Origin of the sequence: Candidatus Accumulibacter cognatus, from assembly GCF_000584975.1 — a bacterium.
GTDB classification, from domain to species: Bacteria; Pseudomonadota; Gammaproteobacteria; order Burkholderiales; family Rhodocyclaceae; genus Accumulibacter; species Accumulibacter cognatus.
The window spans coordinates 16,301-33,453 of record NZ_JDST02000049.1; the positions used below are offsets into that span (position 1 = coordinate 16,301).

Annotated in this window: 20 protein-coding genes, 3 tRNA genes and 1 pseudogene; 7 read left to right on the top strand and 17 right to left on the bottom strand. The window is 61.4% G+C overall.

Translation table 11 applies throughout. From position 1 onward, the window contains the following. Nucleotide 1 precedes the first annotated feature (1 nt). From AW06_RS09765 to AW06_RS20335, 3 genes and pseudogenes are all read right to left on the bottom strand, one after another. Nucleotides 2–1,876 carry a hypothetical protein gene (locus AW06_RS09765; protein ID WP_034949233.1) on the bottom strand — a complete coding sequence of 625 codons (1,875 nt, stop codon included), beginning with the start codon at nt 1,874–1,876 and terminating at the stop codon, nt 2–4. A gap of 86 nt (nt 1,877–1,962) precedes the next feature. Then, nucleotides 1,963–2,568, bottom strand: a complete 606-nt coding sequence (locus AW06_RS09770; RefSeq protein WP_138678029.1) for a DUF4337 domain-containing protein — start codon at nt 2,566–2,568, stop codon at nt 1,963–1,965. Nucleotides 2,569–2,887: 319 nt separating this feature from the next. After that, nucleotides 2,888–3,012 (bottom strand): annotated as a pseudogene (locus tag AW06_RS20335) (transposase); the annotation flags it as partial. A gap of 213 nt (nt 3,013–3,225) precedes the next feature. Here AW06_RS20335 and AW06_RS09775 point away from each other — a divergent pair. The 7 genes from AW06_RS09775 to AW06_RS20340 all read left to right on the top strand — a co-directional run bounded on the left by AW06_RS09775 (nt 3,226) and on the right by AW06_RS20340 (nt 8,071). Then, nucleotides 3,226–4,458 carry a PEP-CTERM sorting domain-containing protein gene (locus AW06_RS09775; RefSeq protein WP_273704575.1) on the top strand — a complete coding sequence of 411 codons (1,233 nt, stop codon included), beginning with the start codon at nt 3,226–3,228 and terminating at the stop codon, nt 4,456–4,458. Between the two features lie 263 nt (nt 4,459–4,721). Further along, the gene (locus AW06_RS09780; protein ID WP_034949237.1) at nt 4,722–5,864 is read left to right on the top strand and encodes an NAD(P)/FAD-dependent oxidoreductase; all 1,143 of its coding nucleotides are present in this window, start codon (nt 4,722–4,724) and stop codon (nt 5,862–5,864) included. Between the two features lie 4 nt (nt 5,865–5,868). After that, complete coding sequence (locus AW06_RS09785; protein ID WP_034949239.1) at nt 5,869–6,297, top strand: putative toxin-antitoxin system toxin component, PIN family; 429 nt, start codon at nt 5,869–5,871, stop codon at nt 6,295–6,297. 86 nt (nt 6,298–6,383) lie between these two features. Further along, nucleotides 6,384–6,460: transfer RNA gene (locus AW06_RS09790), tRNA-Pro, on the top strand. An 86-nt stretch (nt 6,461–6,546) separates the two neighbouring features. After that, nucleotides 6,547–6,623: transfer RNA gene (locus AW06_RS09795), tRNA-Arg, on the top strand. Between the two features lie 8 nt (nt 6,624–6,631). Further along, nucleotides 6,632–6,707, top strand: a tRNA-His gene (locus tag AW06_RS09800). 227 nt (nt 6,708–6,934) lie between these two features. Then, nucleotides 6,935–8,071: an HAF repeat-containing PEP-CTERM protein gene (locus AW06_RS20340; RefSeq protein WP_138678026.1), complete on the top strand. Its 1,137-nt coding sequence runs from the start codon at nt 6,935–6,937 to the stop codon at nt 8,069–8,071. Between the two features lie 450 nt (nt 8,072–8,521). Here AW06_RS20340 and AW06_RS09810 read toward each other — a convergent pair whose 3' ends face one another. The 14 genes from AW06_RS09810 to AW06_RS09875 all read right to left on the bottom strand — a co-directional run. Beyond that, on the bottom strand, nt 8,522–8,929 hold the full coding sequence (locus AW06_RS09810; RefSeq protein WP_138678025.1) for a hypothetical protein: 408 nt from the start codon (nt 8,927–8,929) through the stop codon (nt 8,522–8,524). Beyond that, nucleotides 8,926–9,189 (bottom strand): hypothetical protein, encoded by a 264-nt coding sequence (locus tag AW06_RS09815; protein WP_034949244.1) that lies wholly within the window; start codon nt 9,187–9,189, stop codon nt 8,926–8,928. Before AW06_RS09815 ends, AW06_RS09810 begins: the two co-directional genes overlap by 4 nt. Then, nucleotides 9,186–9,620, bottom strand: a complete 435-nt coding sequence (locus AW06_RS09820) for a DUF5681 domain-containing protein (protein ID WP_034949246.1) — start codon at nt 9,618–9,620, stop codon at nt 9,186–9,188. The genes AW06_RS09815 and AW06_RS09820 overlap by 4 nt, the downstream gene beginning before the upstream one ends. 198 nt (nt 9,621–9,818) lie before the next feature. Further along, a complete protein-coding gene (locus AW06_RS09825) occupies nt 9,819–10,067 on the bottom strand; it encodes a hypothetical protein (protein ID WP_034949248.1) in 249 nt (82 codons plus the stop codon). Next, nucleotides 10,064–10,474 (bottom strand): VRR-NUC domain-containing protein, encoded by a 411-nt coding sequence (locus AW06_RS09830; RefSeq protein ID WP_246148611.1) that lies wholly within the window; start codon nt 10,472–10,474, stop codon nt 10,064–10,066. The genes AW06_RS09825 and AW06_RS09830 overlap by 4 nt, the downstream gene beginning before the upstream one ends. Nucleotides 10,475–10,805: 331 nt before the next feature. After that, nucleotides 10,806–12,956, bottom strand: coding sequence for an AAA family ATPase (locus tag AW06_RS20345; protein WP_138678024.1), 2,151 nt, complete (start codon nt 12,954–12,956; stop codon nt 10,806–10,808). Continuing rightward, the gene (locus AW06_RS09840; protein WP_034949251.1) at nt 12,956–13,309 is read right to left on the bottom strand and encodes a hypothetical protein; all 354 of its coding nucleotides are present in this window, start codon (nt 13,307–13,309) and stop codon (nt 12,956–12,958) included. The genes AW06_RS20345 and AW06_RS09840 overlap by 1 nt, the downstream gene beginning before the upstream one ends. Beyond that, nucleotides 13,306–13,485 (bottom strand): hypothetical protein, encoded by a 180-nt coding sequence (locus AW06_RS09845; protein ID WP_034949253.1) that lies wholly within the window; start codon nt 13,483–13,485, stop codon nt 13,306–13,308. The genes AW06_RS09840 and AW06_RS09845 overlap by 4 nt, the downstream gene beginning before the upstream one ends. A 140-nt stretch (nt 13,486–13,625) precedes the next feature. Beyond that, nucleotides 13,626–14,990: a hypothetical protein gene (locus AW06_RS09850; RefSeq protein WP_034949256.1), complete on the bottom strand. Its 1,365-nt coding sequence runs from the start codon at nt 14,988–14,990 to the stop codon at nt 13,626–13,628. 145 nt (nt 14,991–15,135) lie between these two features. Continuing rightward, complete coding sequence (locus AW06_RS09855) at nt 15,136–15,453, bottom strand: addiction module antidote protein (RefSeq protein ID WP_034949258.1); 318 nt, start codon at nt 15,451–15,453, stop codon at nt 15,136–15,138. Then, nucleotides 15,450–15,776, bottom strand: a complete 327-nt coding sequence (locus AW06_RS09860; RefSeq protein WP_034949259.1) for a type II toxin-antitoxin system RelE/ParE family toxin — start codon at nt 15,774–15,776, stop codon at nt 15,450–15,452. The genes AW06_RS09855 and AW06_RS09860 overlap by 4 nt, the downstream gene beginning before the upstream one ends. A gap of 50 nt (nt 15,777–15,826) precedes the next feature. Beyond that, nucleotides 15,827–16,105 (bottom strand): HigA family addiction module antitoxin, encoded by a 279-nt coding sequence (locus AW06_RS09865; RefSeq protein ID WP_337958782.1) that lies wholly within the window; start codon nt 16,103–16,105, stop codon nt 15,827–15,829. 15 nt (nt 16,106–16,120) lie between these two features. Then, nucleotides 16,121–16,399 (bottom strand): type II toxin-antitoxin system RelE/ParE family toxin, encoded by a 279-nt coding sequence (locus tag AW06_RS09870; RefSeq protein ID WP_034949262.1) that lies wholly within the window; start codon nt 16,397–16,399, stop codon nt 16,121–16,123. A gap of 18 nt (nt 16,400–16,417) precedes the next feature. Continuing rightward, a partial coding sequence (locus AW06_RS09875) for a tyrosine-type recombinase/integrase (protein ID WP_034949264.1) occupies nt 16,418–17,153 on the bottom strand: 736 nt, incomplete at its 5' end.

Sequence of the window (17,153 nt, forward strand, 5' to 3'; positions counted from 1 at the left end):
ATCAGTCACTGCCGGGACATCCGGATGGCCCGACCCAGTCGGCCAGCCGGCCCAGGTCGACCAGGCCAGGGTTGGTGCGCGTGCTCAGAAACAACAGTTGCTGGTGACTGACCTGAACGCCCAGATAGTTGCCGGTGCCTGCGTAGTAGCGATAAAGGTAGTCACCGGTAGTGACCGACATCAATGACATCGGCGAGAACAGGTCCGGGTAACTTTGTTCCGCCCAGGCAAAGACACAGTCGGCGCGTTGTCCGACACCGGGTTGGGTAGGACTGAGCTCGATGACTTGCACGCTGCGCGCAGGGATGGTCAATGTGACGCTCGCTGTCCCATCGTTGACCGGCAGTCCGGTTTGTGTGGACAGGCTGATGGTGGTCCTGAGCGATTGCAGACCGGCCGATCCGACCGCGGCCGGCGATCCACTGGTGGCGATGTCGATCGCGCCGCCGGGCGGTTGGCTCAGCAATAGCGTTGTCTCTGTGCCCGGCAGACCCTTGATACGCAAGGTATAGGCCTGATTGCCCGTGCTCTCGTTGGTGACCACCACCGTCTGACCGCCCGCGCGCAGGGCGCCGATGGCCATCAGGGGCAGGGTGTCCGATGCAAAGCCGTCCGCGCACGTGCTGCCCTGGCACACCTTGGTGGCCACGCGTTGCGCGCCACGAAGGCGGGCGTGCGCCCAGAACGCCCAGGCCGATGGATGGATGCGCGCCTGGCCGGCCACCGACGTGAAGTCGAAGAGCGACATGATCGTGACCGCGGCGTATTGATGGGCGGCCTCGATGTTCAGCGCCGGGTCCTGCATCAGGCTCAACACACCGCTCGCAAACGATTGCGTGCGCGGCTCGGCAAACAGATCGTTTCCGCATTGCGACCCCAATCCGATGTTCCATTCGCTGATGTGGATCGGTTTGCCGCTGCCGCCCTGAGCATCGACCAACGACCGCAGCGAGCGCAGGAACGTGCCAGCGGACGCCAAGGTGGCCGTGGAGCAGGAGTTGTACAGGTGCGCCGAATAGAAATCCAGGTTGTCGGCACCTACCGCGCCGATGAATCCATTGGCAGGATTGCCAGCCACGGTGCTGTTGGTCAGAATGTTGCGTGTAAATCCCGGCCCACCGATGCGAACGTTTCGACCGGCTGCCGCCGCGGCTGCGCGTACGCGGGTGACCGTTTCGGTGAACAGGGTGTGGAACGTGCTGCTCGATCCCCGCCAGAATCCGCCATCAGGCTCGTTGAAGACCTCCACGAAGACCGGATCGATGGCGATCCCCGGCGTCGGCTTGAAAGTGCCGATTGCATGTTTGTAGAGGTTGGTCGCCACTTTGGCCCAGGCGACCGGATCGGTGGTGTCGTTAGGGCCGTTGAAACTCTCCCCGAGGCGCAGGTACACGCTTGCTCCAGTGCCCGCGACTTCGGCCAGGGCGCGATCCATCGCCGTGAAATCGTAGTTGGCGGTGTTGTTCAGGTCGGCGTCGGCCGAGGAGGCCGGCGTCCAGCTGAAGTGGCGGACGCTGCCGGTGCCGGACAATTCACAGCCTGTCACCGGCTGCGCGGGCGTCACGCCGACATTCAGTTTGCTGGCCGGTGTATAGATGCTGCACAGGTCGATGCCGGAGTCGTGCAGGCGCACTTGCGACAGGCCAAAGGCGCTGTAGAGACTGGACGCGTTGACCGATGTACCCAGGGTACGCCCGTCGAAGCTGGGTTTCTTGTTGGTGCCGAAGACATCGCGGATCGTCCCTTGCACGCGGCTGGCGTCCAGCTCGATGACCAGACCGGTGGATTCTGCGATGGCAGGAGCTGTCGCGATCAGCGCGGCAACCCGGCAGAGCCTGCCGAGGGCGAGACAGCGTGTGCGAATCGATTCGTTCATGTTCAACATCCGTCGCTATCAACAGCCGGCCATTCGCAATTGCTGGCCCACCAGGCCGGCCATTGTTGATCCGGCGGTCCCCGCTCTCAGCCCAGCAGCCTGGCCAGGAAATCGAGATGGAAGCTGCCGCCCACGAAACCCGCCGTTCCCGACGCCACGCCCACGCCTGCGAACACCAGCGCAAACCAGACCAGCCATTTCCGGCGCGTCAAAGCAGCGATACCCAGTACCGCCAGCGCGACGGTGATCCCCGCTTCGGCAATGTCGAACTGGTCGTCGTGATAGTTCAGGCGGTCATATTCTTGTTCGTAGCCTTCCGCCTGCTGCTTGATTTCTTCCTTCTCCTTTTCGTAACGATTCACTGCCTCGCGATAGAATGCAATCTTCTTGTCGAGCAGGGCAGCGCCCTCCTGGGTCAACGAACCGTCTCGCTCGCGCTCCAGGGTGAGCTGTTCGAGCATGGTTTCGGAGAGGATCAGTTTGGTACTTTTGGCCTGGAAAAAAGCCCAGGCGTTTACGCTTCTCGACTGCGCCTGTGCCATCGCCTGAACAATGTTCCCTCCCTTGACGTTGAACAACGCCATCACCGTCGCCAGCACCACCACCAGCAAAGCAATGACGTTGTTGAGCCGGTCGGAAGTCTCCCCTGCCTTGTCCAGCACTTCGTCAATCGTGTCCTTGATCTCAGCCATTTCAGCCCCCTCCTCTCAAGAATAAGGCACCCATCACACACCCGACAACAAACTATCGCCAGCCCTCGCCCACGCGCCGGTTTGGTTGCCGGAGCCGCGGCCGGAATATTAGAACAGGATACCTGTTGCGCGCGCAATTTCTCGCTGATCCGGGCTGGCCTGACGCAGGACCCTGCCGAAGAGGCAAGGCTCCTCAGCCCCCAAGTTCCGCAATGCGGAACGCATAGAGTCTGTGCAAGGCCGATGTCACCCCACCCTGCAGGCGATTGCAGAGAGACCCGAGGTGTCCTGGGGAAATGGATGCCGACCTCGTGGCCGCGCGGAAGTCCCCGAAATGCTCGGGCAAGTCTCCCCAGGGGATTCCCGTTTTTACCGATACAGCACCGCCTCCACGAACAGGCGATCGTCTCGCGCCGTCCCCCCAACGTGCCCTTCCCGTCCTGGCGCAGCGGAACTGTCGGAAAATTTTACAGCTCGCGACGATTCGTCTGACCAAGCAACACGTATTTTTCATTATAAGAACAACATGAAAAAACCGGCATGGATATTGCTTCTGGCTTTGCAAGACTATCAGGGCATCACCTTTATTAGGGTTGCCGCCAAGTCCTACCTTCAATAGTCACTAAGTTCATCAAGGTCATCAGGAGGAAATCTGATATGAAACCAAATGGTATGAAGAATAGCGGATATCGCCTAAGCGCAATTCGGAAGGCGAGTACAGTATTTGCGGTCGGCTCGTTGATGGTGTCTGGCGTACAGGCCGCGAACATCGACTTGACAGGCTTAGGCTACATTCAGCACGGGGACGCACTGGTGTACTCGATGCCGGTCGCCAATTACCAGTTCGGTTTCAACACCAACAACGGCCCGTATGCAATCGACTCGACTCCCGGGGCAATTAAAGACCTGACGGTGATCGCAACCGGATCGAATGGCGCACCCGTCACGACAAACGTTCCGGGCATAGACAATGCCTATGCGACGCCGAACTCGGGTTCCTTGCCCTATTTTTATCCCAATGCAGGGAACCTGAACGGCCCGAATCCCAACGGCGCTTCGATCGCCAACAACGGCGCCAACACCTGGGACGCGTCGCTCTCGGCACTGAAGGGTATCCTCGGCAGTGACCAGATGGTGTTCTTCTTCAACAACAACCAGGTGAATTCGGGGGGTGCCGCGGACCAGACCCTGGCCATTTGGGCAAGGATCTGGATCACGGACGCCGGTGGCAACAATGTCGGGGTTGCGTATGAGTTGACCAACGACGACAGCAAATACGACCTCACTACGCAGGGTGGGGGTGGGACGTTCCTGGGTGATCCGACCACCTACACAGCGCCAGGAGCGGGTGCCGGCAATCCGTCCTCAGTAGCGCCAGGCGCAACGGATTTTCTCATGGCTGGCGGGCAATATTGCGTGGCGACGGGTGGCAGTCTGCCGCTACCGGTGCCGGTGCCCTGTGGCTCCGATCCAACCGCGGTCGGCGGCACCGTGATCTCGGCGCCGATCAACCACAATCTGGGTGCGGACCACGTCGCCTACTCCGTCCTCGTACCGGAACTTAACGCCGCGTTGGCAACTCTGTTCAGCAGTGTGCCGGATGCCGCTTTGGTCAACTACACGTTGCACCTTGACGTCCGCATGGGCTGCTACAACCCAGCGGCCACAAGGGTACCAGTACCTGGAGTATCGCCCTGGATTTCGACGGAGTATGCGAACGGCAACGGCACCTGCTTGAATAATGGCTTCGAGCAGCTTTTCATTGGAACTGCCGTCGTTCCGGAAGTTGTTCCCGAGCCACAAAGCCTGGCCCTGATCGCCGCGGGCCTTACGCTTGCGGGCTTCATGAGCCGTCGCCGCAAGTCGCTGCCTAAGCGGGAAGCAAGCTGATCCAGAAAGACAGGGCAAGCACGACAGGGCGCGACCTCGATGGGTCGCGCTTTTTTTTGCGGCTACAATGGTGCACGCTGGTGGTTGCGAGTCTCCAGCGTAAGTGAGTCATGGCGATCCGACTGAAGCACAATGGCCTGGGGGTGTCCGAACGTGGGAACAAAGCGTCGAACGAAGCTGCGAGCGGAATGCCGGCTTGACGATGCCGTCCCTGCCAGCCGCCTCTGCAGGGGCCGGATTGATGACGATGAGATAACATAGCCATGGAATGCGTTGCAGCGGTTGTCATCGGAGCCGGCGTGGTCGGCCTGGCCTGCGCCCGCGCGCTGGCACGGCGGGGCATCGAGACCGTGATTCTCGAACGCAACGATACCTTCGGCAGCGAAACCAGCGCCCGCAACAGCGAGGTGATCCATGCCGGGCTGTATTACCCGACAGGCTCGCTCAAGGCCGCACTGTGCGTTTCCGGCCGGCAGACACTCTACGGATTCTGCGCCACGCACGGCGTCAGCCACCGGCGCTGTGGCAAGCTGATCGTTGCCACCTCGGCAGCGCAGGAAGACAGACTGGTCGCGCTGCAGCAACAGGGTCGGCTGAATGGTGTCGACGACCTGCGCCTGCTGAGTGCAGCCGAGGCACGCACCCTCGAACCCGCACTGTCGTGCAGCGCGGCCCTGCTCTCTGCGTCCACCGGCATCGTCGACAGCCGCGCCCTGATGCTGGCGCTGCTCGGCGAAGCCGAACGCGCCGGTGCTTGGCTGGCCCTGCGCAGCCCGCTCAGCAGCGGCGCCATCGAAACCCGCGGCTTCATCCTCGAAAGTGGTGGCAGCGACGGCCTGCGCTTTGCAAGCGCCATGGTGATCAACGCAGCCGGCCTCTGGGCACCCGAAGTCGCCGCATCGCTCGCCGGTTTTCCGGCGGCCCTGCTGCCCGTGAGTCATCACGCCAAAGGCAACTACTATGCCCTCAGTGGCTGCTCGCCCTTCTCGCGGCTCATCTATCCGCTGCCCGAGAACGGCGGCCTGGGGGTGCATCTGACGCTCGATCTCGGCGGGCAGGCGCGCTTCGGTCCGGATGTCGAGTGGTTGCCACCCCCGACGCCAGGGCAGCCGATCGGCTCACTTGACTACCGTGTCGACCCGACCCGCGCCGGTGCCTTCGCTGCCGAAATTCGCCGCTACTGGCCAGAACTGCCCGCAGCGGCGCTGGCACCGGCTTATGCCGGCATCCGCCCGAAAATCGCCGGTTGCTCGGATCCTCCCGGCGATTTCCTGATCCAGGGGCCTGCACAGCATGGCATCCCCGGCCTGATCAACCTGTTCGGCATCGAATCGCCGGGCCTGACGGCGTCTCTGGCGATCGCCGACCACGTTGCCGACATCGCGACCGAACGGCAAACCGGCTGAAAACATGCGTGCGGTACTCGACACCAACATCGTGATGGACCTCCTGCACTTCGCCGACCCGCGGACGCAGGCACTTCAGCGCGCGATCATGCGCGGCGCCCTGCGCTGCTTTACCGACCGCACTTGCCTGTCCGAACTGGAACGCGTCAGCGCCTACCCGCAGTTCAAACTCGATGCCGCTGCGCAAAGGGCATTGCTGGAGCGCTATCGCAGTTTCGCCAGCGCCTGCGATAGCGACCAGAGCGAAGATTACCCTCTGCCCCGCTGCCGCGACAGCGACGACCAGAAGTTCCTGATCCTCGCGCTGCGCTGCCGTGCCGACCTGCTGATTACCCGCGACCGGCTGCTCCTGAAGCTTGCCCGCCACCGCCATCTGCCCGTTCCCTGCAAGATTGTCACGGCCGAGGCAACCAGCGCACTGCTCGCGGGCTGACAAGTCCGTGACAGTCTGCGGATGGCCAAAATTCGGCCAGGCGTCATTGACCGTCAGCGTGCCAGATTGTAGAATGCCTGCTTTCTCGGGGCGTAGCGCAGCCTGGTAGCGCATCTGCTTTGGGAGCAGAGGGTCGTGAGTTCGAATCCCACCGCCCCGACCAGTCGAACAAATGCCTGTAGCAAATGTACCGAAGTACCGAATGTACCAAGAGGCGGCAGGAAACAGTGACCAGGCAATTTCGTGCTCGCGCCCGTAGCTCAACCGGATAGAGCACCGGCCTTCTAAGCCGGGGGTCGTGAGTTCGAGTCTCGCCGGGCGCGCCAGAATAGTGGCGGTGTTAGCTCAGTTGGTAGAGCACTGGATTGTGATTCCAGTGGTCACGGGTTCGAATCCCGTACATCGCCCCATCAAATCAAGCGCTTAGGAAACTTTCGATAGTGGCCTTTTTGCTGTCCGGCCTTCCGGTAAGCAGATAGTAGGCAGATTTGATCAATCCGAATCCACGCCACCAACGAAAAATACCCGGCGCGGTGCCTGAGCGGTGAGGGCGGCAGGCTCGGGCACCCTGTCAGCAGCCAAGCCAAATTGTCGGTGATGCGCAGCACTCTCGCCCAAGTCAGGAAGGGACTCGCAAATGTCTGCCCATATCACCACGCATTTCCGTCGTTTTCGCCTCCTCGAACTGCTCCTATCCGCAGTCCCCTTGTGTGCAGCCGGCACCAACGCGGTTGCGGCGCCCGTCTACACGTTCACCGATCTAGGCCCCCCGGGTGGAACCGTTAGCTATGGCTCTGGAATCAACAACTCAGGAAAAGTTATTGGGAGTATCTACGTCGCGGGCGATCAGCATGCCACGCTCTGGAACGGCACTACAGCCACTGACCTCGGCACCTTGGGAGGAACGTCTAGCTTTGGAGTTGGAATCAACGACTCCGGGCAAGTCGTGGGGTGGAGCTACACAACCGCAGTCGGTGAGGGTTACCACGCTACGCTCTGGAACGGCACGGCCGTGACCGACCTCGGCACCCTGGGTGGAACTTACAGCCTCGCATACGGGATCAACAACTCCGGGCAAGTCGTGGGATTTGGGCATACCGCGGGCGACGCGGCTGCACACGCTACGCTCTGGAACGGCACGGCCGTGACCGACCTCGGCACCCTGGGTGGAACCTCCAGCTATGCTTTTGGAATCAGCGACTCCGGACAGGTCGTTGGGAGGGCCTACACTGCGGCCGGCGATCAGCATGCCACGCTCTGGAACGGCACTACAGCCACTGACCTCGGCACCTTGGGAGGTAAGATTAGCGCTGCGTATGCAATCAACAACTCCGGGCAAGTCGTCGGAGATGCCTACACTGCGGCCGGCGATCAGCATGCCACGCTCTGGAACGGCACTACAGCCACTGACCTCGGCACCTTGGGAGGTAAGATTAGCTATGCTTTTGGAATTAACAACTCAGGACAGGTCGTCGGGTCTTCCTTCATCCCGGGCAATGTGGTTACCCACGCCACCCTTTGGAATGGAGCTGCAGGGACTGACCTGAATAGCTTCCTTGACGCAGCGACTGTCAGCTCAGGCTGGGTGCTAACGGAGGGTCACGGCATCAACGACAGTGGATGGATTACTGGCGTCGCCCGCAACAGCATCACAGGACAGGAGCACGCCTACCTGTTGTCCGCGGTACCTGAGCCAGAAACATGCGCGCTGATGCTCGCCGGCTTGGGCGTGCTGGGGCTTACTGTACGTTACCGTAAGCGTGCCACAGCCTGACAGCTGTCGATTTCCTTCGCGCCTAGTTCCATCAAACCCAAAACCATGACCGTTGCCTCGTTCCGTGCACCGGGCGGCTTCCCGAGTGGGTTGCCGCTTTCGCCTTCTTTCCAAGCCACTGAATCTCCTGACGATTTAGCCGGACGCCCCAGCAGGCTGCACACTCGCCCCAACGATCAGCCCTCAGTCGATACATCTGTCCCATGACGCCACAGAAACACCCCTGAGCGTCGCCGGTGACGGCATTCTGATAGCATTGCGCAGCGCAGCGTATGCAATTTCTGCGCCAGGAGTGACCACTACCGGCCAAGCGTCAGCAGCGGCAAGCCTTGGAGCGATTCATGCTTGGCGTTGCCCTTGGCATTGTGCGGCGCCAAAGTTTGATGGAGGATCGGTATCGCCGCCACCGTCACGCATTCGCCAAGAAATATTGCCGTGCCTGTGGCGCCGTCACATCGCCATGTCGCTGCCCGGCTCGCCATCCTCCTCCACCACTTCAGGGTGCGCCACCGGTCCCCAAACTTCCCCTCTGAGCGTTTTGAATATGTCTTCCAGCAGGCTCTTGTTGCCGAGATTGGAGGGAAGCATCGACGCATCAACAAGTCGGGCTTCAAAATCGTTGGGGTAGTACGTCACGCCGTTCGCGCTGTGGGGCCGATCTCCTTGACTGACTGCCGACGACACGACGGCGACGAAATCACCGCGGGCCTTCGCTTCTTCGACCTTCTGCCGGTGCCCGTCCCATGCCTCGGGGGCCGCATCGGTCAGCGGTTCCGCCAGCAGGCAAAAAGGCTGCACGGGTTGCAGCTGCAATGCCTCTTCGAGCTTGGCCAAGCGACGTTCCATTGGCGTGCTCATTGCGGCACCTCCTCGGAGAGGAGAAACACCAGGCATGGGCGCTGACGGGTAGCGGCCAGGGCTTCGGCCGTTGCCCGTTCAATGAAGTCGTCTTCAGCCTCGTCGGCACGGCGGTCGACAACCTGATCGCCAAAGGAGGCGCGGATAACCTCGCAGCCGACTATCGGCATGCCTCTGACGACGATAACTTCGAGGCGATCCTCGCCCAGGTACGCGGCCTGTTCCAGCTTGGCGGTGCGGCGTTCAAGTGTCGTGCTCATTTCTTCCCCTCCAGTGCGGTGATGCGTTGTTCAAGCTCCAGTGTCTCAACGGCCTTGCGGCGCGCCTCCACGATCCCGGCCAGCGTCGCGGCCTCTCCCGGTAGCAGTTCGCCATCGGCCACCGCCTGCAGGACGGCTTGCTGCGCCTCGGCGATGCCGGCGGCGGTGTCCATGTCCGGCAGTTCGAGGTAGACCGGGCGCTCCTTCGCCGGCGGCACCAGTCTTTCAAGCACCAATCTGGCGGCGCTCATGTCGCCCTGCTTTGCCATGTCCACCACCTTGCGCGCGATGGCATCGGCGCCTTCCTCCATCGCTGCCAGCGCCACGACGGTGACGCGGTTGCGGCTTCCCTTCGGCCGCCCTTTCGGATTGCCCGATTGCCCAGGCTGCCAGCCGGGGCGTAGTCCCTCGGTTTTCTTTGTGTCGCTCATTTCGTGTTCCTCAACGGTAAAGGTTCAGCGCCCAGTCGCTCGTCAATCCCTCTGTAGCTTGCAGAATCGCGCCACGCTGGGCGATTGCCGGCCGGGTGATGCCATCCATCTCCCTCCCTACCCCGGCCGGCCGTGCAGCGCGTCAGAACGCTAAACGTCAGTACTAAGATGTTATTGGCCGGACGCACTCGGCGCTCATCAGAACGGGATTTCATCGTTGCTGTCGCGGCGACTGACCGCCACGTACAGGCCGGGCGGTTGGTGGGCATCATCGCCTTGGCATGGTTGCCCCGAGCCCGACGACTCGGCGCCTCGTTGCGCTTCGTCAAGTGCGGCTCGCAGCAGCAGGCTAAACGGCTCGTCTCCCGTTGCCCCCAGCTGCACCGTCAGTTCGCTGGCAGCGCGGATGTATCGAGCGATTAGCCCGAAGCGTTCTTCAGTGCTCATGTATTGCTTCCTTCGATTGTTGATAACTCGCGCAACACGTCGCGGCAGTCACGCGCCAGGAAGGCCACGCCACCGAAGCGGCGCACCAGTGAAAGGAATTCTTGCTGCTCTACCTGTAGCCGCCCTTTCGGCGCCTTGCACTCAACGGCCAACAGCCGGCCATCGGTCATCATGCCGAGAAGGTCCGAACAACCAAGCCAGCCAAACCGCACGAACCGGCCACCGATGCGCGCGACGCCTGAATTCTGACGCTCGCACCATGCGACAAGCGGGTGATGCTTGAGCGTCTGGAGCACTTCGGCCAGTGCGGCGGCTTCGCTGCGGGCATTGTGGCTCGGGACTGGCGACGCCTCCGGCAGGTTGCTGAACAGCGCTACTTGCTCCGGACGCTTGGCGGCGATGCTCACGATCTACCCCTTTTCGTACCAGAGAAGGACGGTTCTTTCCCCTTCCCCGACTCCCGCGAAAGGGGCGAGCTTTCCGGTACTTGGCCGGAAGCTCTACCCCCCTTTAGGGGGGCCAAGTTGCCAAGTTCTAAAACATCTTTTGAATCATAGGCTTGCAAACTTGGCAGAGCTTCGGCCAAGTTCAGTTTTGGCCAAGTTCCAATGGCATAAAAACAGGCCGCAAACCCTTGCCATTGCTGGATTCTTCTTTTGGCACGAACTTGGCGGCGGGTAGAACTTGGCCGGCCAAGTTTGATTCTTGGCCAAGTTCCAATGGCATATTGACGGGCGCTCATGCCGCTTCCTCTGGCGCGGATTCTTCGGCCTCGGGGGCGTCGTTTTCGGCTTCCGTTGGCGCGTGCTTCGGTATCGCGGCGGCGGCTTCGGGCGGGCAATATCGCTTCCCACCTTGATACGGCATGCGCTTGATGCGGGCCTCGGCCAGTAGCAGCGCTATCGTCTTATCGAACCATGCGCGCGGCTTGTCGTGGAACATTTCCGGCAGTTCAAAGCGGCGCGCGTGCAGCCCGTTGCTGCCGTTGCTTGCGGCGAACGATGCGCCTGCCTGCCACTGCTCGCGGATGCCAGTTGCCAGGCCATCGCGCAGCGCTTCGCTGTCGTCGGCGGCACCAGAAAGGGCGGTGTATTGCTTTGTCCTGTCTCGCAGGATGCCGCGCTCGTCGCGGACGAACACTGAGCGGTCGCGGCGTCCGTCGCCGTACTTCTTCGCCAGGATGCCGTGCGCCACCTTGCCTTCTTGGTACTGCTCGCCGAGAACATCGCAGATTGCTTTACCGCCGTCGGCGGGCGGCCACATGACATAGGCGGCACGGGCACTGCCGATGATTGCGCCAGAACCACGGATGCACTCCAGCGCATCAAGAGCGGTTCGTATCTCTTTGGTGCTGCCCTTGGCTACGTGATGCAGCAACATGACACAGGCGCCCGTTGCTGATGCCAGGGCGGTGCATTCGTTCATCAGCGGTTGCGTCGCCTCTACCGTGTTCGTGTCGCCGGTCGTCAAAGCTTGCAGGGTGTCCAGCAGAATCAGCTTCACGTCGGGCAGTTCGCGGATCTCCGCAACGAGGTCGCGCCATGCCTCGGTAGGGCGGTATTCCTTCGTCACGCGGTCGACTTCGATGATGCCGAAGTGCCCCACGTCGGGCAGGCTCAGCACATGCAGCCGGTCGGGCATGCGGCCATTGCACAGGCTCCAGAGTCGGCGGTGAATCTCCGGCTCGTCGTCCTCTGCCGAGACATAGACGGCCCGGCCATGTGCGGCCACTTCGGCGCCGAAGGAGTAATCCGAATCCGGGCCGGGCCAGCCGGCCATCTTCGCGGCCAGTTCGAGAGACAGAAAGCTCTTCCCGACGTTTGGCGGTGATGCGACGAGACAGCAAACGCCCAGCGGAAAGATTCGGCGAACAAGCCAATTGACGGGCGGCGGCTCGCCGATGAATAGGCGGTCAGCGGTGCGCTCCGATAGTTTGAACCGTGAGGTCGGCGCCTTGACGCGCTCCAGCAGGGCGGCAACGGGCTTGAGGTCGTGCGCCTGGTGAAAATCGTTCAGGTCGAAGTTACTCGGGCTTCCCTCAGGCATTTCCACACAGGCGCCGTGAACGTCCTTGGCGATGGCTGCACACTGGTTTTCCTTGCCGGCGTCGGCCACCAGCACCAGCCGGGCCGCTGGATAGCGCTCATGCAGTGCCTTGGCGACTCCTGCCATTCGTCCGATTCCGAAGCAGCAGACAGCCGGCGCCCTCGTCGCCTGATGCGCGCTCCATGCCTGTCCGACGCCCTCACCGACGTAGACGGGGCAGCCTTCCCGGATAGGGCCACCGATAATCAAGCATCCGTCATGGGGTAACTTGCGGCACGGCAAGAACAGCTTTTTTCCATCGGGCATAATGAATTGCAGGCTCGCCAGATCGCCGTCCAGAGTCCGGCAGGGCAGAACCAAAGCGCCATTGCAGGGTTTCCCGGAAATGGTCATTGAGCCGCGATAGACGCGCAGACCGTCAGGCAATCCGAGCTTTTTGATGACATAAGGTTGCTCTGCCGTTGCGGGTACACAAGCATCCCACAGCACGCGAGGGTCATACGGCGGGGGCTTGGTCGCCTCGGGCTGCTTCGGTCGTTCCTGGTGCGATTGCGGGCGCACAGCGGGCGCTCCTTCGTCGTCGCTCCAGCCAGCAGCGCGCGCAGCATGGAACAGCGAACCCTCGCCGACGGGGCCGGGCTTGATGCTCTGCCAGACAGATCGACAATCGGCCTCGTTCTTGTAGTTGCCGGCGGTTGCACTCCATTCGTGCCATGTGTCGAAGTCCAGCCCGGCAGACTTCGCGGCCATCGCGATCTTCACCCAGGTTTCGCGGTCGGTGCCGGCGTCAATGCTCCAGAGTGCAGCCCTAGCGCGCTCGATTTCGGCGAAGGCGTCGCGCATCACAGCGCACCTCCCGCGAGCAACACGATGCCAACGACAGCGAAGACGATAAGCGCGGCTAGCGTCGCGTCGATGACTCCCTTCTGGCGCGGGCGAATCGCAAAGACTCGCTGCCGGATGCGCAGGCCGTCGATGTGCCGCTCGTCGGTCGTCCACCAGGACGATTTGACGGCGGGCATATCGTCTTGAACGATGGCGATTGTCGTCCAGAACTGCGGTCTGATGCTCTCGTCGTAGTCGGTCGCGGTGACGATTTCTCCGGCCTGAAGGCGGGCTTTGAGCGAATCGTGCGTGATAAAATCGCGCTTGTCATGGGCGCTCGCTTCCGAATTTTGGGGGCGGGCGGTTTTCATTTCGCCACCTGCACGGCAGGCCAAGCAAGGCGTCCGTTTGCCAATTTGACCGGCACCACGCCGAAATAGCTGCCCGTTCTGCATAGGCGCGCCCGGACTGACTGCGCCTTGACTTGATTCAGCGCGGCGAATTGTTCGGCGCTTTGGTCGTATTTCTGAGTGCTGCTTTTTTCCATTCGCGGGTTCTCCTGTTGGAAAACCTCGGCGCTTCAACATGAAGTGCCGTAGGCGAATGAAACAATATTTCCCCCGATATATTCCCCCGCAAGTATCCCCCTTCCCCCAATTTGGGGGAGCAGGGTCGGGGGAGTAGGGTTTAGTCTGCGTCTCGAATTCTTTTGTCTGCTCTCAGGCGATCCCATGCCTTATCAAAAACTGTGCCTTGCCAAGACGCGAACCTGCCTCTTACCTCGGCCTTTACGCCAGGCTTACCGGAAACCCATTTAGGCAGCGCATCAGCCGAATATCCAAGTTCGCAGAGTACCTGCAGGATTTCCTGTTCTTGGCGACGCTGTTCTGGTATTCGCCTTGTGCTCTGCGTCGCGTCGGCTTTCTGTTCCTGCGCCGTCGTCGCGGCCTCGCCTTGCTCGTCATCATCAGGCGTTACCACTGGCGCGGCCTTCTCTGGCGCTCCAGAATGGGTGATATCACTCTGCCCCTGCAATTCAGCCGGTACCCGCGCCGGGGTGTCGGTCATCGGTGCTTGCTCGGTCACCGCCTGCCGAAATACATCTGGAATACTGAAGCGGTGACTCCCCGGCGGTGCTGCGTCGATGAACTGCAAGAGCTTCGCTGGCGCGCAGGGGAACCTGAGCGGTACTGCCTCGTTATCCTGGTGCATCTCGATCTGTCGGTCGACAGACGCTTCGCTGATTTCGCCCTCGGTCCACTTTCTGAAGGCAACCCCCTCGGCGCTGACGACATACGACCAATGCACGCCGATACCTATGCCGGTCAGCGCGGTCCAGTCAGCGATGCGCAGTTCATGCGAATGCGCAAGCTCGATGCACCTCTCGTCGGTCAGATTGACGGCGGCAACTTTCGCCTCAAAGTTCCGTTCGCCTGCCTTCTCTCTCGTGACCTTGTTGAAGCCATCTTCAAAATAGCGTTGCGCAAATCGATCTGTCGCTGCATCGTCCCCGGCACTCAATAGCAGCCTCGTTTGGTCATTTCGTATCTTGCCCACCAGCAGATCGTCCGCCGAATCCTCAAACCCCTCCATGACCACGCCTCGCATTTCTGGCGGGGAAATTAGCGGCGAAAATCTCAGCGTCAGGTCGCCGGGGCGCTCGTCAAGCAAGCTAAAGCGCGGCGGAGAGTAGTTTCGGTGGAATGCCTGCTCGAATTCGTCGCGCCAGAGAAAAACACCTGCGGGCAGTTGCTTTGTCGACTCGGTCAGCCAGACCGGGCGAGTCAGCTTGCGGTCATCGCTCAGAGCATTGAGGCTGCTTTCGAGCCCCTGCAATAGATCGTCAACAACATCCCAGTCTCCAGGCAAGACTTGAGAATATCCCCCATCCGCCAGCAGTTGGTAGGCATATATTCCCTCGAATCTGTTCATTGAATCAGTGTAGGCGAGTGATTTCGCAACCACATCGGGCGACATCCACCGACCTGTCACGTAAGGAATGGCGCGCACTGGAATAGCCTCGCGGCCATTGATGAGAACTACGACATTCATGTTGCGCTCCTTCCCTGCGCTCCTTCGTTTGGGGTGCCGCGCCAGCCGGGTGAAGGAACCCGGTTTTCTCCCTCGGTGATCGGCCTCGGGATAGGCGCGGCAGTGGTGCTCGTTGCCTGAAAGCCGTCAGGCGGCGGTGATTCGGTCAGGCGGCGTGTTCTTCCTTCCGCGCCACGGCCAGGCGCAGACCGGCGGCAGACAGGACCGCCAGCAAGGTTTCAAGTGTCGGGTTTCCCTTGGGAGAAAGTGCACGGGAAAGGCTTTCGCGGCGCAGTCCCGCACGTGCCGCTACCTCTTGCATCCCTTGGGCTTGTGCGACTTGGCGCAGAGCGCGCAACAGGGCTTGCCTGCCGCCTGGTTCGTCGGCTTCCTCCAGTGCTGCGGTGACGTATTCATCGGCAAAAGCCGGGTCTTCACGCAGCAGTTCCACCATTGCATCGTCGTGGGGGCGAGCGGCTTTCATGGTTCATTCCTCCTTTGCCAATCCTGCCAGTAGTGGACGGCGGTTTCAATGTCGGCTTGCTGGCGGCGCTTGTCGCCACCAATCAGCAGCAACAGCACCCGCCGGCCGGCTTGGGCGTAATACACGCGGTAGCCGGAACCGTGGTCTATCCTCAATTCCCATACGCCAGCGCGCACAGGCTTGTGGTCGCCGAAGTTGCCAGCGGCCAACCGTTGCACCCGGACGGCCACCTTTGCACGCGCCTGTCTGTCTGCCACGGATGCCAGCCATTCCTTGAACGGGTCGCGCCCATCTGCCGTCTGATAGTCGAGGAGGTCAAACATGGATGTGTAACGTATATGTTACACAAGTTTCGCAGGAGTCACAAACCCCATCAGGCGGCGATTCGTGCCACTGGCGCCCGTTCCTTGGCACGCTCGCCGGCCATCCACAGGTCACGCTGCGTCTGCATGCGCAGCCACAAGCCGGGCGAAGTACCCAAGGCTTCATGTAAGCGCAAATCCATGTCGGCGGTGACGGCGGCGTGTCCGTGCAGGATGCGCGACAGCATGACGCGACTGATGCCCACATGGGCAGCAAATGCGGTCACGCTCATGTCGAGGTCTTCGAGCCAGCCGGCAAGCACTTCGCCTGGTGATGCGGGGTCGTACATGTCCATCTTCATCCTTCAGTGATAGTCGATGTAGTCGAGTAGCTCCACGTTCGTTCCGTCAAACCGGAAAACCAGCCGCCAGTTAGCTTGCACCGTCATGGCAAGAAAGCCGGCGCGGTCGCCGGACAGACCATGCAGGCGCCAAGACGGGCGAGCCAAATCGCCGGGGCTGGATGCGGCATGCAGGGCGGTCAGCATTTCCCGCAGGCGCTTGGCGTGAATCGGCTGGATGCCGGCTTGCGTACCAGAGCGGAAGAAGGCTTCAAGCCCCTTGTGTCGAAACGAGACAATCATAGCCTGTATATCCCTGCTTTACAATCCACTCTGCACGACTCGCAGGCGCGTGTCGGCTTCTACTGGCTGCTCGATACCTGCCTCGCTGAGAATCCAGCCTTCGATCTTGGTGTGCCACATGCGCAGCAGATCGAGCGGGCGTACTCGATAGTGCTTCTCTGCGGTCGCGCTCGGTTTGTGTCCCATGATCTGCGCACTGACGCCAGCCGGGCATTCCACCCACTCCGCCAGCGTGCCGAAGGAACGGCGCAGACCGTGGATAGACAGCGCCGGAAGTCCGGCAGCAACAAGGCACTTGTTGTGCATGATGCGCGGCTCCTGAAGCCTTCCAGATGCCGCCGTGACGCTGGAGAACACCCATTCATTGCGACGCGGCAGGCCGGCCAGCAGCGCGGCAACGTAGGGCGTGAGCGGGATAGTGCGCTCGCCTTCTACCTTGTCCCGGATCGTCAGCGCCTTCCACTGGAAGTCCACATCTTCCCACCGGATGCCGGCCACCTCTTCACGGCGCGCACCAATCAGCAGCGCAGTCTGGAGATAGGCGGCGATGACGGGATTCTGAATCTGGCGCACGGCGGCGAACCATGCCGGCAACTGCTCACGCTGTAGGCAATCGTCCTTGGCGGATTTCTTCGGCAGTTCGTCGCGGGCCATGCGCGTGATGCAGGCGTCGGCCTGTACCTGGTCGCGGTACTCGGGGCGGTCGGCGCACCAGTTCAGGAAGGCACGCAGTAGAGAAAAGGCAAGGCGGGTA